This is a genomic window from Streptomyces eurocidicus (assembly GCF_002891295.1).
Lineage (GTDB): Bacteria > Actinomycetota > Actinomycetes > Streptomycetales > Streptomycetaceae > Streptomyces > Streptomyces eurocidicus.
In genome coordinates this window covers 53,493-66,281 of record NZ_LGUI01000006.1, presented here as the reverse complement: position 1 = coordinate 66,281, position 12,789 = coordinate 53,493, and the positions used below count along the sequence as shown (strand labels likewise).

Below are 12,789 nucleotides of genomic sequence, written 5' to 3'. Positions count from 1 at the left end.
GAGCGCCGGGCACGCCTCCCGGTGCCCGCTTCCGCACCGCACCCCGCGAGGATCCGTGAACCTCGATACCACCTCAGGGACCGGCAGGGCTCCGGCCGTCGTGTTCTCCGGTTACTACACCAGCCGTGTCCATGACCTCTGGCCCCGGGACGACGACGCCCTGGACGACCTCGCGCGCTACGCCCTGCTGCCGCACGGCAAGCTGCTGCGCCCCCGTCTGCTCCTGCTGTGCGTGGCGGCGCTCGACGGCGACCTGGCGCAGGCCGCGGCGGTCGCCGCCGCGCTGGAGAGCCATCACACCGCGAGCCTGGTCCACGACGACCTCATCGACGGCGACGCCGAGCGCCGCGGCCGCCCCTCCGTGCACGCCCGCTACGGCACCGGGCAGGCGCTGCTGGCCGGGGACGCCCTGCTGTGCCGCTCGTTCGCCGAGGTCGCCGAGTGCCACCGGCACGGCGTCGCCCCGGATCTGCTCCTGGACGTCATCGCCCTCGCGGGCCTCACCGGGGTGGAGATCTGCCGCGGCCAGCTCCTGGAGGAGCGGCTGCGCCGCGACCTCGCCTGCGGGCTCGACGCCTATCTCGCCATGGTGACCATGAAGACCGCCGCCCTGCTCAGCGCCACCTGCCGCACCGCGGCGCTGCTCTCCGGCGCGGACGAGGAGACCACCACCGCCCTGACGGTCTACGGCGAGACCCTGGGCATCGCCTTCCAGATGCGCGACGACCTGCTGCCCTACCGGGACGCCGAGACCGTCCGCGGCGCGGGCAAGCCGCTCTCCAGTGACCTCCGCAACGGCCGCCCGACGCTTCCCCTGCTGCTGGCCGTGGAACGCGCGCTCCCGCGCCAGGCCCGGCGGTTGCGCCGGCTCTTCGCCCGCGCCGCCCACAGCGCGCGGGCCCGCGGCCGGCTGACGACCCTGCTCCATGAGCTCGGCGCGGTCGAGGCGGCCACGGCGGTCCTGGAGTCCTACGTGGAGAAGGCCCGCGCGCACCTGGACCACCTCCCCGCCACCCCCCACCGCGAACAACTGCACCGCCTCACCTACGCGATGGGCACGGGCTGAATTTCAGCCCGTTCTTCAGCCTGTCCGGCGTTTGAGGACACCGCGCGGAGCGCGGAAAAGGGGGCCCGGGGGCGTCAGCCCCCGGTTACGGGAAGGGGCGGGCAGGGGAAGAAACCCCCGCCCCGAACTCCCGCACCGCGCCCGACACGATCGCCTCCAGCCGCGCGTGATGCGCCCCACGCCAGTACACCCGGTCGCAGACGACACACTGCGCGAACACGTCGTACGTGGCGCGCGTACCGTCCTCCAGCCGCCCGCCCACCGCTTCCTTGTCCGCGTCGCGCAGCGGGCCGTTGCAGTTCGTGCAGCGCGTCCACGGCGCGAGCCGGGGCGTGAAGCGGCCCAGCACGTCCCGCAGCTGCTCATCCGGCTTGTCGCTGTAGACGTACGCGCCCGCCCAGATCTCCCGGCGCCGCAGCAGGCCCCGGTCACGCGAGAGCATCACCCGCCGCTCGGCCGCCGAGAGCGCGGCCAGTGCCGCGTCCCCGATGTCCTCGCTCTCGTAGGCGGCGTCCACGCCGAGCAGCCGGAGCCGGCGCGCGAGCGTGCCCAGGTGCACATCGAGCAGGAAGCGCAGCGGCGCGCCCGGCACCTCCTGCGGGCGGGTCACCGCGCGCACCTCGACGGACTCCCCGGCCGAGGGGATGTGCGAGACCGTCACGGGGCGGCCGTCGACGAGGATCTCGCCCGCCTCCGTGAGCGGGACGCCGAAGGACTCGACGACGTGGCCGAGCGTGGAGGAGCCGTCCGTGACGAGCGGCACGCGGGCGCCGCGCCGGTCGGCGGGGGCGAAGAGGCGCAGCTCAGGGGCGAGGGTCAGATCGATTCGAGGGCCGTTCACCCCTCCAGCATGCCACCGCCCCGGCCCGCCCCTCACGGCGCGGTGGGGGTGCCCTCCGCCCAGGGCCCCCGGCCCCTCAGAACGCTTACCCGGCCGCCGATTTCGACGGTTCCGTCGGCGAGCGGGCGGGTGCGGATCCGCGAGCCCCGGCCCTGGCGGATGTCCAGGGCGCGGCCCAGCTCCCCGGTGAGGACCAGCGCGGCGGCGCCCGTCGCCTCGTCCTCGTCGATGCCGTCACCGCGGCGCGGGAAGCCACGCGCCCGTACCCGTCCGGCCGCCTCGTCCTCCCATGCCCACGCGTACAGCCAGCCCTCGCCGCCGGGCGGCGTCGGCAGCGCGTCGACGGCGGCCGGTGACGTGTACCGCCGGGTGCGCCGCCCGGCCGCCCACGCCGGATCGGCGCGCACCCAGGTGAACTCGCCGTCCCGGCGCACCGGGACGGCCCCGGCGGGCGGGTGGAGCACCCGGGCGTCCAGCAGCCGGCCGACGCCGATGAGCGGGTGCCCGGCGAAGGGGAGCCGGGCGCTGGGCGTCCAGATGTCGACGACGCCGCGCCGGGCGTCGTCGACGAACACGGTCTCGCTGTGACCGAGCGCGGCGGCGAGCTCCCGCCGCGCTCGCTCGCCGGGCACCGTCGCGCCGTCGCGCACCACGGCGAGGGTGTTGCCACCCTGCCCGCCGGGTCCGCCGAAGACGACGAGCACCTCGATATCGATCATGCGGGCATTCAACATCACCCGCCGTCGGGGCCGGTCCGCCGGGTGCCGGCGGGGGAGGCGGGAGCGGCGGCCGGGGCGACGGGCGCCTTCTGCCGGAGGAGCCGCAGGAGGCGGGCGAAGGCTCCCGTGGGGCGGCGGACGACCCGGAGCGGCCGCCGCGCCGCCGTGGCGTCAGGCAGCCGTGCGCCGGCGGTCCCGGCCGGGGCGGGTGCGAGGGGGGCGGTGGGCTCCGCGGGTGCCGCCGGTCCTTCGGGGCGTGGGGCGACCGGGGGTTCGGGGCTGCTTTCGCGGTACGCCTGCGCGCGCAGATAGGCGCTCAGGGCACGTGCGGGGTCGAGCGGCATGGTGGGCCTCTCTCTGGCTCGTCCGGCTGGTGTGCGAGGGATGCGGATGACGGGCCGGAAGCGGCCCGGACCGGCCGGAGGCAGCCCGCGGCACGGCCCCTGGCGGGCCGGTGACCGGTGGTCGGGCGTACTCCGGCGGTGTTCCTCAGCAGCGCAGGACGGTGTGGTGCGCGGGGGTGCCGGACGGCGGGGCGCCCGTGGCCCGGGGGGCGGACGGGGCCGCGCCGGGGCCGGGCTGCAGACCGGCGGGCGGCAGGACGGACCCACCGCCCCGCCTGCCGGGGCGCCTTCCCTCCCGGATCGCGCACGCGACGGAGACGTCGGTCTCGGAGGCGTATTCGTCGGCCGGGGTGAACTCCAGGGACACCGAGCCCGGTTCGCGCTCGCTTCCGCTCGCGGCAGTGGCGGCCTCTCCGCCGGGAGCCAGCAGGAGCAGGGCGATCAGCACGGCGGCCGCGCCGCGCGAGACGGACTGCGACAGAGCGCGACCCCACTCAGGCATGTGCCCAGGGTAATTTGGCGATTACTTTGCGTGCATTCCCGCATTCGGGTGATATTTCGGCGAATCGCCTGCCGAGGGGCGGTGCGCTTGGCGAGGCCCTGACAGCCGGGGGCGGGTGGTGGCGCACCCAAGGGCCGCCCTCTCGCGCAGCCGCCCCTCACCTCGCCGGGGGTGTGTCCACCACGAGTGCCGGCGGCACCTCGCACCGTGCGCGGTCGGCGCGGTCGGCGCGGTCGGCGCGGTCGGCGCGGTCGGCGCGGTGCGGCCGGTCCGGCGGGTGCGGACGGGTGCGACTGGGCCCCCGCCGGTCACCCGGCGGCCGTGGCTACGCGCGCCAGTGCGGCGGGCGCGTCAGGGACGAGGGCAGCCGGGTGGCGGCGTCGCCCCTGGCCGCGTTCACCTGCATCTGGGTGAGGAAGATGCTGCCGGTCAGGTCGGCGCCCGACAGATCGGCGTCGCGCAGGTCGGCCCCGATGAGGTCGGCGAGCCGCAGGTCGGCGCCCTTGAGGTCGGCGGCGATGAGGTACGCGCCGCGCAGGCTGGCGCCCCGGAGGTCGGCACCGCGCAGCCGGGCGCCCATGAGATCGGCGCCCCGGTGGTTCTTCTTCCTGCCCTTGACCCCGGCCCGGACGAGCTCGCTCGTCCGCAGCAGCAGCTCGTTGACCGTGTGCCGGTGCTCCGCGACGTCGATCTCCCCCAGGGCGGCGGGGTTGTGCAGGGTGAGGCGCTCGGTCTCCTCCAGCGCGCGGCGCAGGTCGCCGTGGACCGGGCGGGCCGGTGCGAGGGCGAGCGCCTCGGTCAGGTACCAGAGCAGCTCGTGGAGCTGTCGCATCACGGGGAAGGACTCGAACATCTGCCGGGCGGTGTCCCGGTCCGCGCGCCAGTCGCGGCCGCCGAAGGTGACCTGGGAGACCTTCTGCCCCGCGCCGAAGCAGTCGTAGACGGTGCAGCCGGTGTAGCCGCTCCCGCGCAGCTTCGCGTGGATGCCGCAGCGGAAGTCCTGCTGGAGGTTGCCGCACGGCTGGCCGGCGGCCTTGGTCACCGCGAAGTCCGAGGACGCGGAGAACGGCAGGGCGACACAGCACAGGCCGAAGCAGCTCCCGCAGTCGGCTCGCAGCCCGAGGCGGGCCCGGTCGGCTTCGGCGGCTTCGGCGCCCTGGTGTTTCGCGGTCACGATGAAAGGTTTCCTTTAACTCCGGAGGACGGTCCGGAGTGAGTCCATCCCGGCGCGTTCGCGCAGGTCCAGCCATTTTACGGGCTCGGGCCCGGACCCCGGCGGCGGGCGGACCCCCGCCGGGCGCCCCCTGGGGGCCAGGGGGGAGGAGTTCGCCCGGCGGGGTGGTGAGGATCACGGCGAGGCGCCCGGTGCGAGGGGGCGGCGGGCCGGTCAGCGCACGGCCACCGGGACCTCCGCCGGCCGGTCGGCCCGCCCGTGGTGGCGGCTGATGTTGCGCTCCAGCAGGGCCAGGCACTCGGCGACCCCGACGCTCGCCTCCGTGTGCACGGGCAGCCGTCCCTCGTCCGTCTTCAGCTCCGCGAGGGCCGTGTCCATCGCGGACTGCGCGGCGAACAGGCACGGCGTGCTGTAGATCGCCACGTCCACGCCGAGCGCGCCGAGCTCCGGCAGCGAGAGGCGCGGCGACTTGCCGCCGGCGATCTGGTTGAACAGCAGCGGCTTGTCGCCGATGACGTCGCGGACCTTGCGTATCCAGTCGACGCTGCGTACGCCGTCGACCAGCAGGACGTCCGCGTCGGTCGCCGCGAGGGCCTTGGCGCGGCGGAGGATCTCCGCCTCCTCCGTGGCGTCGGTGCGGGCGACGACCACGAGGTCGCGGCGGGAGTCGAGGACCATGCCGAGCTTGTCGAGGTACTCGGGCAGGGGCAGGATCCGCTTGCCGTCCACGTGCCCGCAGCGGCGGGGCCGCTGCTGGTCCTCCAGGATCACGCCGGACGCCCCGGCGGCCTCCAGCTGCTGCACGGCGTGGCAGGCGGTCTCGGGGTCCACGTAGCCGTCGTCGATGTCGACCAGCAGGTGCTGGGCCGGGAAGGCCAGCCGCAGCCGCTGGACGAAGGCGACGATGTCCGGCCAGGCGATGAAGCCGATGTCCGGCAGGCCGTAGTGGGACGCGGCGAAGCCGAAGCCGGAGACGAACATCCCGTCGTAGTGCCGGGCCGCGACGGAGGCGGAGAACATGTCGAAGACGCCGATGAGCGGTGTGGTGCCGTCCGCCGCGATGGCGGTGCGTAGCCGAGCGGGGTGGTTCACGGTACCCTCCGGGAAACTGGGTTGCGTGGGTGCGCCGTTGCGGCCGCCGTCGTCGAAGTCCGTGGCCGGCACCGGCGTTTTATGACCTGGTGGCCCGGGTGCGGCGCCGCTCGCTACGGCGCTCCCCGGGCTTTCCCTTGCCTGGGCGCGGTGTGTGCTGCCGTGCTGACTGTCCGTCGGTTCTGGCGCGAGGCTAGTCAAGGGATGGTCATGGAGCAATATAGGCAGGGTAAAGCAGGAGTGGAGCTGCCGCTTTCACGCCGCCCCCATCCGCCTCACCCGTCCCGCCTGCCGCGGTCGGCGCCCGCTTTCCGGCGCCCCCTCCGTACCCCTGATCCCCGGAATTCCATGACCGGCATCCGGAACAAGGGCCTCCAGCCAGGGGCGTCGTACGCGAACGCTCCTGGAGCCCGCCCGCCGTGCCGGCGGGCCCCCGCCGCCGTGCGGACCTCCGGCGCGCCGCCGGGCACTTGCCGTGGATCGGCCGGATCTCGCTCGGCCTGTCAGCCCCCTGAGGGGCGGCCGGATTCGCCGCCCCGAGACCGGACGACCGGGGCCGCCGCCCGGAAATCGCATGATCGTTGCAGGTGGGAGCGGGTTACGGCCATCATGCCCCCATGCATAGCGACCTTTTCGCCACAGAGAACATGGTCAAGCCCGCCACCACGGCGGGTATGAGCCTCCAGAACGCCAAGTCCATCGTCTACGCCGTGAACGGCGAGTGCTACGCCCGCCAGGGATCGATGATCGCCTTCCGCGGCAACCTGCAGTTCGAGAAGCAGGGCCAGGGCGTGGGCAAGTTCCTCAAGCGCGCCATGACCGGCGAGGGCCTGGCCCTGATGGCGGTGCGCGGCCAGGGCGAGGTGTGGTTCGCGCACGAGGCCGCCAACTGCTTCATCGTCGACATCGCGCCCGGTGAGAGCCTGACCGTCAACGGCCGCAACGTCCTGTGTTTCGACCCCACGCTCTCCTACGAGATCAAGGTCGTGAAGGGCGCGGGCATGACCGGCGGCGGCCTCTTCAACAGCGTCTTCACCGGCCACGGCAAGCTCGGCGTGATGTGCGAGGGCAACCCCATCGTCATCCCCGTCTCCGCGCAGGCCCCGGTGTTCGTCGACACCGACGCCGTCGTCGGCTGGTCCACCCACCTCCAGACCTCCCTGCACCGCTCGCAGAGCCTGGGCTCCATGCTGCGCGGCGGCTCCGGCGAGGCCGTCCAGCTCAAGCTGGAGGGCGAGGGCTTTGTGATCGTCCGGCCGAGCGAGGCGAAGCCGCAGCCGGCGAGCAACGGCTGACGGCACGGCCGCGCCGCGCCCGTGCCGCCCGGCCCGGAGGACCGGGCGGCACCGGAGCGGTACCGGCGGGGCGGCGCCCCTGGCGGCGCCCCGCGCCGCACGATCGGCGGCGCGACGGTCGTGGCCCCGGGCGATCTGGGTGAACATGTGCTGGTACGGCCTGACACCTGACCGAGGAGGGGCCGAGATGGCCTTTATGACGACGGTGCTCGCCGCGTCGCTGGCCCTGACGCCGGGCGTGAGCACCCTGAGCACCACGAACAGCACCAGCCCCGTGGAGGGCACCCAGCACAGCGCGGTGACCGTGATCGAGACCTTCCGGGCGGCCACCGGCACCGGGAGCGGAGCCGTGACGTACGACCCCAAGTCCGTACCGCTCGGCAGCCACGTGGAGGTGCGGGAGCGGACGAGCGACCGCGGCACCTGGTTCGAACTCCGGCTGGAGGGCGTCCAGGCCGAACGGACCTTCGGCGCCCACGTCCACCGGAAACCCTGCGGCACCGACCCCGCGACCTCGGGCGGCCACTACCAGAACGTCACGGACCCGGTGCAGCCCTCCGTCGACCCGGCCTACGCCAACAAGCGCAACGAGGCGTGGCTGGACCTGACCACGGACGCGCACGGCAGGGCCCGTTCGCAGACGTCCGTGCGCTGGTGGGTCCGGGCCGGCGAGGCCCGCTCCGTCGTGGTGCACGAACACGCGACAGACACCAGGCCCGGTCACGCCGGAACCGCGGGCGCCCGGCTGGCCTGTGTCAACGTGTCGTTCCTGTAGGCCGATCCATGGCGAGACGGGACAGGGGCAAAGGCGCGTCCACGGGCCGCCACGGCCGCGAGGAGGCGGCGAAGGCCCACGAGGAACCGGGCCCCGGCCGGACACCCGGCCGGGCGGGGGAGCGGGACACCCGCGAACGCCTGGCGGAGGTGCGCCGCAAGGCCGACGACGACGTCGACCCGCACGAGTGGCCCGACCAGGGCGACGGCACCGCCACCCCGGTGTGAGCCGGGGTGGTACGGCGTGCCCCGGCGCGGGAGGCGGTAGGGGTACGGTCCGGACCGTACCCCTACCGCCTCCCCGGCAGTGGCCTCCCGGCGCCTTCTAAGCCGGCTCGGCGAAGTCCGGTGAGGTCAGGCGGCGCCCCGAAGGGGCGCGGGGAACTGCGCGACCAGCCACGACGCACCCGCGGATGACTCGCCGGAGTTCCAGCGGAGCGCTCAGCACCCCCTCAGCACGGCCTCCGCCGCCTCCCGGCCCACCAGCTCGTGGAGCAGCCGGGTGGCGGGCAGGGCCGGGTCGAGATAGACGTACTCGCGGCGGCGCTCGACGACGGAGAGCATCCTGCGGAGCGTGTCCGTCGCCTCCTCCCGGCGGCCGGCGTGGAACTGCGCCTGACCCAGCAGCCCCAGGTGCAGCGGGAGACGCAGATGCGTCCGGGACGGGCACAGTTCGTCCAGCGAGGTGCGCATCAGGGCCAGGCCCTCCTCCTCCCGGCCCGAGTGCGTCAGCGCCCACCCCGCGGGCAGGCTCAGCATCGCCTTCCAGTAGAGCAGCCCGTGCTCGCCCGCCACCCGGGCCCCCTCGCCGCCGGAGGCGAGCGCCGTGCCGACGTCCCCCTCCCAGGCGGCCACGACCGCGTCCACGTACAGCGCGAACGCCCGGTCCGAGGGCCTGCTCTCGTAGTCGGTCAGGCGCAGCAGCTGGTCGCGCCGCTCGGCCGCCGTCCGCCGGTCGCCCAGCAGCCAGTGGGTGAACGTGTCGTACGAGCGGCAGGAGACGCGCGGGTCGTGCTGGAACGTCCTCGCCAGCGAGTGCCCCTCCCTGGCGAAACGATCCGCCATGTCGACGCCGTGCTCCAGCTCCGCCAGCGCCTCGGGCAGCCGGCCGCGCACGTGCAGCACGATGCCCTCCCCGTACGCCGCGCCGAGCACCGCCACCGGCTGCCGGGTCCGCCCGGCGAGGTCCCGCAGCAGCCCGGAGAACTGCCGGGAGTCGTCGTAGCGGCCGGTGACGAGGAGCGCCGCGCACAGCGCCCACAGCACCGACGGGTCCTCGGGGCTGTGCGTGACCGCGCTCAGGGCGCGGCCCCGGCCCAGCGCCGCCTCGGCCTCGGCGTCGCCGTAGCCCCGGATGGTGGCCAGCACCTGCCCCAGCTGGATGTGCAGCCGCTGCTCCAGGCCCGGGGCCGAGGGGTCGTCGGCGGGCAGGAAACCGGCCAGGTGCACCGCGCGCCGCAGCCAGGTCTCGACCTGCTCGTACGCCAGGTGGTGCTCGGCCCGCTCGGCGGCGCGCAGCAGCCGGGGCAGCGTCTCCCCGGGCGCCAGCGCGTCCTTGGCGTGCCAGGAGTGGTGGGCCACCCGCTCGATCTCCTCGTCCCCCATCTGCCCGCGGCCGCGGGCGCACAGCGCCTCGGCGACCCTCGCGTGCAGCCGGTGCCGCTCCTCGCGGGCCGGCTCCTCGGCGAGCGTCTCCTGGACCAGCGCGTGGGCGAAGTGCAGCCGGCCCGGGTGGTGCGGGTCCTCCCCGAGCAGTCCGGCCCGTATCGCCGACTCCAGTGCCTCGGCGACCGGTTCGTCCCCGTCGGCGGTGCGGTGCAGCAGGTCCGTGTCCACCTCGGTGCCGATGACCGCGCACAGCCTCAGCACCCGCAGGACCGGCTCGGGCAGCGCCGAGAACCGCTGCCGCAGCGCCTCGCGGACGCCCGTCGGCACCTGGGCGAGGAGGACGGCCGAGGCGCCGGGGTCGTGCAGGTGCCGGACGTCGCCGAGGAGGGACAGGAGCTGCATGACGAAGTACGGATTGCCCTTGCTCCGCCGGTGCAGCGCCTCGACGACCTCCGCGCCCACGCCCGGCCCGGCCTGCGCCTCGACCAGGGTCGCGACGGCCTGCCGGGGCAGCCCGTCGAGCCGGAGGGTCTCGCTGCGGGGGCCGCGGACCACCTCGGCCAGCAGCCGGCGCATCGTGGCGTCGGACTCGATCTCGAAGTCACGGGCCGTCAGCACGATGCTCAGCGGATGGCCCAGACGGCGGACGCCGAGCAGCCTGAGCAGGTCCAGGGAGGCGGTGTCGGCCCAGTGCAGATCCTCCAGGAGCAGCACCAGCGGGCTCTCCGCGGCCAGGGCCAGGAGGACCTCGCAGACCGCGTCATGGGTGAGGAACCGCGCCTGGGCCCAGTCGACCTCGGGGCCCGGCGCGCCGCCGGGCCCGGCCGACCGCTCGGGCATCAGCGGCCCGAGCAGCGCGCCGAACGGCGCCGTCGCCGCGCGGAAGGCGTCCGGCCGGGTGGCCGACAGCCTGCGCAGGACCTGTGTCCACAGCCAGTAGGGCGGGACGCCCTCGCCGGGGAAGCAGTGGCTCCAGACCACTTCGAGGCGCTCGTCCGCGGTCTCCAGGCGCGGGGCGAGCTCCATCAGTAACCGGGTCTTGCCGACGCCGGCGGGGCCGAGCACGGACACCACGTGGCCGTGGCCGGTGAGCGCCCCGGCGGCGGCCGCCGCCAGGCGGTGCAGCTCCTGGTCCCGGCCGGTGAACGGCCAGGGCGCCGAGGGGTCCGGGACGTCGGCGCCGGGGTCCTCGGCCCGCGCGGGGGCAGCCGCCGGGGCCGGTACGGGGGTGCGCGCCGGCCGGCCCGTACCCCCGTACGGCGCGGGCACGGCGGACGCCGGGGAACGGGTGGGCCGGGCAGGCGGGGTGAGCGGGGCGGGAGAAGCGGAAGGGGCGGAGGCGGCCGGTGCGGCCGTCGCGCCGCCCGGCCCGCCGTCGCCCAGCTCCTGCCGCAGGATGGCGGTGCGGACCCGCTGGAGCTCCACGGCGGTGTCCACGCCGAACTCCTCGACCAGGTGGCTGCGCGTCCGCTCGTACACCTCCAGCGCCTCCGCCTGCCGCCCCAGGCGGGTGAGCGCCGTCATCAGGTGGCCGACGAGCCGCTCGCGCATCGGGTGGTTGCGCACCTCCCGGTCCAGGTCGGCCGCCACCTCCGCGGCCGCGCCCAGGGTGAGGCGGGCCTCGGCGTAGGACTCCAGCGCGGCCAGCCGGACCTGTTCCAGCCGGGCGGTCTCGTCGGCCAGCGGCGGGTGGGCGGAGAACTCCGTGTACGGGGAGCCGTGCCACAGCTCCAGGGCCTCGGCGAGCCGGTCCCGCGCGGCGAGCGGATCCCGCTGTTCCAGGGACCGGCGCCCGGTGGACACCAGGTCCTCGAAACGGCAGAAGTCCACCTGTTCCGGGGCGAGCCGGAGCACATAGCCGGGCGCCCGGTAGCGCAGCACCGACGCGGCGCCCGGCCCGGCCGTCGGATCGAGGACCCGGCGCAGGTGGGAGACATGGCTCTGGAGCGTGGCGACGGGCTGGCGGGGCGGTTCGTCCCCCCACAGCTCGTCGACGATCAGCTCGGTGGGGACGACCCGGCCCAGCCGGATGAGCAGCAGCGCGAGCAGGGCGCGCCGGCGCGGCGGGCCGAGCGGCAGGTCCTGCCCGTCGAACCGGGCGGACATGGGTCCGAGCACCCGCAGCAGCGGCCCGGCCGGGTCCGTCCGCTCCGGCGACGGGCCCGGCGTCCGGAGTGCGTGCATGTCGGTCCTCATCGTTCTCGGGCGTGCGGCGGTGCCGGCGGTGGGCCGGTCGACGTCGTGTCGCCGAACCCCTCCAGAACGTGATCTTGGCATATCGGACAGGCCGTTCCAAGGCCGTCAAACCAGCAATTGGCAAGCAATCGGCAAGCGCCCCGCAAGAGTTGCGACAAGGGAACTACAGAGCTTTGCAAGATACCGCCAGCGCCCGCACCAGGGGCCCGCAAGGAGCCCGTCGCACGATGACCGGCGTCGGACCACCCGCCGGCCGAACCGCACCGCGGGGGATCCGGTACCGAGCTGAGAGGCGCCATGGCGTTCGCGATTCTCTTCCCCGGGCAGGGGGCGCAGTCCCGAGGGATGGGCGAGGACGTCTTCGGCCGCTACCCCGGCCTCACCCGGTTCGCCGGCGAGCTCCTGGGGTACGACCTCGCCGCCCTCTGCCGCGACGACCCCGGTGACGCGCTGTCGCGCACGGAGTACACCCAGCCCGCGCTCTACACCGTCAACGCGCTGCGCATGTTCGAGCGCGAGCACCGGGAGGAACGGCGCGCCGACTACTACCTCGGGCACAGCCTGGGGGAGTACAACGCGCTGCTGGCGGCGGGTGTCATCGACTTCGAGACCGGCCTCCGGCTCGTCAAGCGGCGCGGGGAGCTGATGGCCGCGGCGTCCGGCGGCGGCATGACCGCGGTCATGGACCTGCCGGTCCACCGGCTGCGGGAGATCCTCGCGGCGGACGGCGTCGAGGGCGTCGACGTGGCGGGTTTCAACACCGACACGCAGATCGTCGTCGCCGCTCCGGCCGAGGTGCTCCGCGCCGCCCACGAGGCGTTCGCCCGCCGGGACGTCCGCTTCGCCCCGCTGCGCGTCAGCGCGCCTTTCCACTCGCGCTACATGGAACCCGCGCGCGCCGCGTACGAGGACTACCTCCGGGAATTCACCTTCCGCGAACCGGCGACCCCCGTGATCGCCAATGTCACGGGCCGCCCCTACGAGCGGGGGGACGTCGTCCGCCTGCTGAGCGACCAGCTCGTCGAGCCGGTGCGCTGGACCGACGGCGTCCGCCACCTGCTGACCCTGGACCCCGGAGTGGAATGCCAGGAAGTGGGCGGAAAGTCGCTCCTCCGCATGGTGCAGAAGATCCGCCGGTCCGCCGACCGGACCCCCCTCCGCGAGACCAGGACGTAAGA

General features: G+C 74.8%; 12 protein-coding genes. 5 read left to right on the top strand and 7 right to left on the bottom strand.

Annotated elements, in window-relative coordinates:
- Positions 1–55 precede the first annotated feature (55 nt).
- Positions 56–1,066, top strand: coding sequence for a polyprenyl synthetase family protein (locus AF335_RS19650; RefSeq protein WP_170127753.1), 1,011 nt, complete (start codon positions 56–58; stop codon positions 1,064–1,066).
- Positions 1,067–1,151: 85 nt separating this feature from the next.
- On the opposite strand, the gene AF335_RS19645 is transcribed toward AF335_RS19650, so the two are convergent.
- The 6 genes from AF335_RS19645 to AF335_RS19620 form a co-directional block, all read right to left on the bottom strand.
- On the bottom strand, positions 1,152–1,907 hold the full coding sequence (locus AF335_RS19645) for a Mut7-C RNAse domain-containing protein (protein ID WP_102919741.1): 756 nt from the start codon (positions 1,905–1,907) through the stop codon (positions 1,152–1,154).
- A gap of 32 nt (positions 1,908–1,939) precedes the next feature.
- Positions 1,940–2,626, bottom strand: a complete 687-nt coding sequence (locus AF335_RS19640) for a PhzF family phenazine biosynthesis protein (protein WP_102919740.1) — start codon at positions 2,624–2,626, stop codon at positions 1,940–1,942.
- A 14-nt stretch (positions 2,627–2,640) separates the two neighbouring features.
- Positions 2,641–2,970, bottom strand: a complete 330-nt coding sequence (locus AF335_RS19635; protein WP_102919739.1) for a hypothetical protein — start codon at positions 2,968–2,970, stop codon at positions 2,641–2,643.
- Positions 2,971–3,115: 145 nt separating this feature from the next.
- Complete coding sequence (locus AF335_RS19630) at positions 3,116–3,472, bottom strand: hypothetical protein (RefSeq protein ID WP_102919738.1); 357 nt, start codon at positions 3,470–3,472, stop codon at positions 3,116–3,118.
- Between the two features lie 325 nt (positions 3,473–3,797).
- The gene (locus AF335_RS19625) at positions 3,798–4,646 is read right to left on the bottom strand and encodes a pentapeptide repeat-containing protein (protein WP_102919737.1); all 849 of its coding nucleotides are present in this window, start codon (positions 4,644–4,646) and stop codon (positions 3,798–3,800) included.
- 213 nt (positions 4,647–4,859) lie between these two features.
- Entirely contained in the window at positions 4,860–5,738 is an 879-nt protein-coding gene (locus AF335_RS19620) for an isocitrate lyase/PEP mutase family protein (RefSeq protein WP_102920080.1), read from the bottom strand.
- Between the two features lie 617 nt (positions 5,739–6,355).
- Between AF335_RS19620 and AF335_RS19615 the strand changes: the two genes are divergently transcribed.
- From AF335_RS19615 to AF335_RS19605, 3 genes are all read left to right on the top strand, one after another.
- Positions 6,356–7,033 (top strand): AIM24 family protein, encoded by a 678-nt coding sequence (locus AF335_RS19615; RefSeq protein WP_102919736.1) that lies wholly within the window; start codon positions 6,356–6,358, stop codon positions 7,031–7,033.
- A 187-nt stretch (positions 7,034–7,220) separates the two neighbouring features.
- Positions 7,221–7,808, top strand: a complete 588-nt coding sequence (locus tag AF335_RS19610; protein ID WP_228773179.1) for a superoxide dismutase family protein — start codon at positions 7,221–7,223, stop codon at positions 7,806–7,808.
- An 8-nt stretch (positions 7,809–7,816) separates the two neighbouring features.
- The gene (locus tag AF335_RS19605) at positions 7,817–8,035 is read left to right on the top strand and encodes a hypothetical protein (RefSeq protein WP_102919734.1); all 219 of its coding nucleotides are present in this window, start codon (positions 7,817–7,819) and stop codon (positions 8,033–8,035) included.
- 213 nt (positions 8,036–8,248) lie between these two features.
- Here the strand turns inward: AF335_RS19605 and AF335_RS19600 are convergent, their stop codons facing one another.
- Positions 8,249–11,599 carry an ATP-binding protein gene (locus tag AF335_RS19600; protein ID WP_228773178.1) on the bottom strand — a complete coding sequence of 1,117 codons (3,351 nt, stop codon included), beginning with the start codon at positions 11,597–11,599 and terminating at the stop codon, positions 8,249–8,251.
- Positions 11,600–11,908: 309 nt separating this feature from the next.
- On the opposite strand from AF335_RS19600, the gene AF335_RS19595 reads away from it, so the two are divergent.
- Positions 11,909–12,787: an ACP S-malonyltransferase gene (locus tag AF335_RS19595; RefSeq protein ID WP_102919733.1), complete on the top strand. Its 879-nt coding sequence runs from the start codon at positions 11,909–11,911 to the stop codon at positions 12,785–12,787.
- Positions 12,788–12,789: the final 2 nt, after the last annotated feature.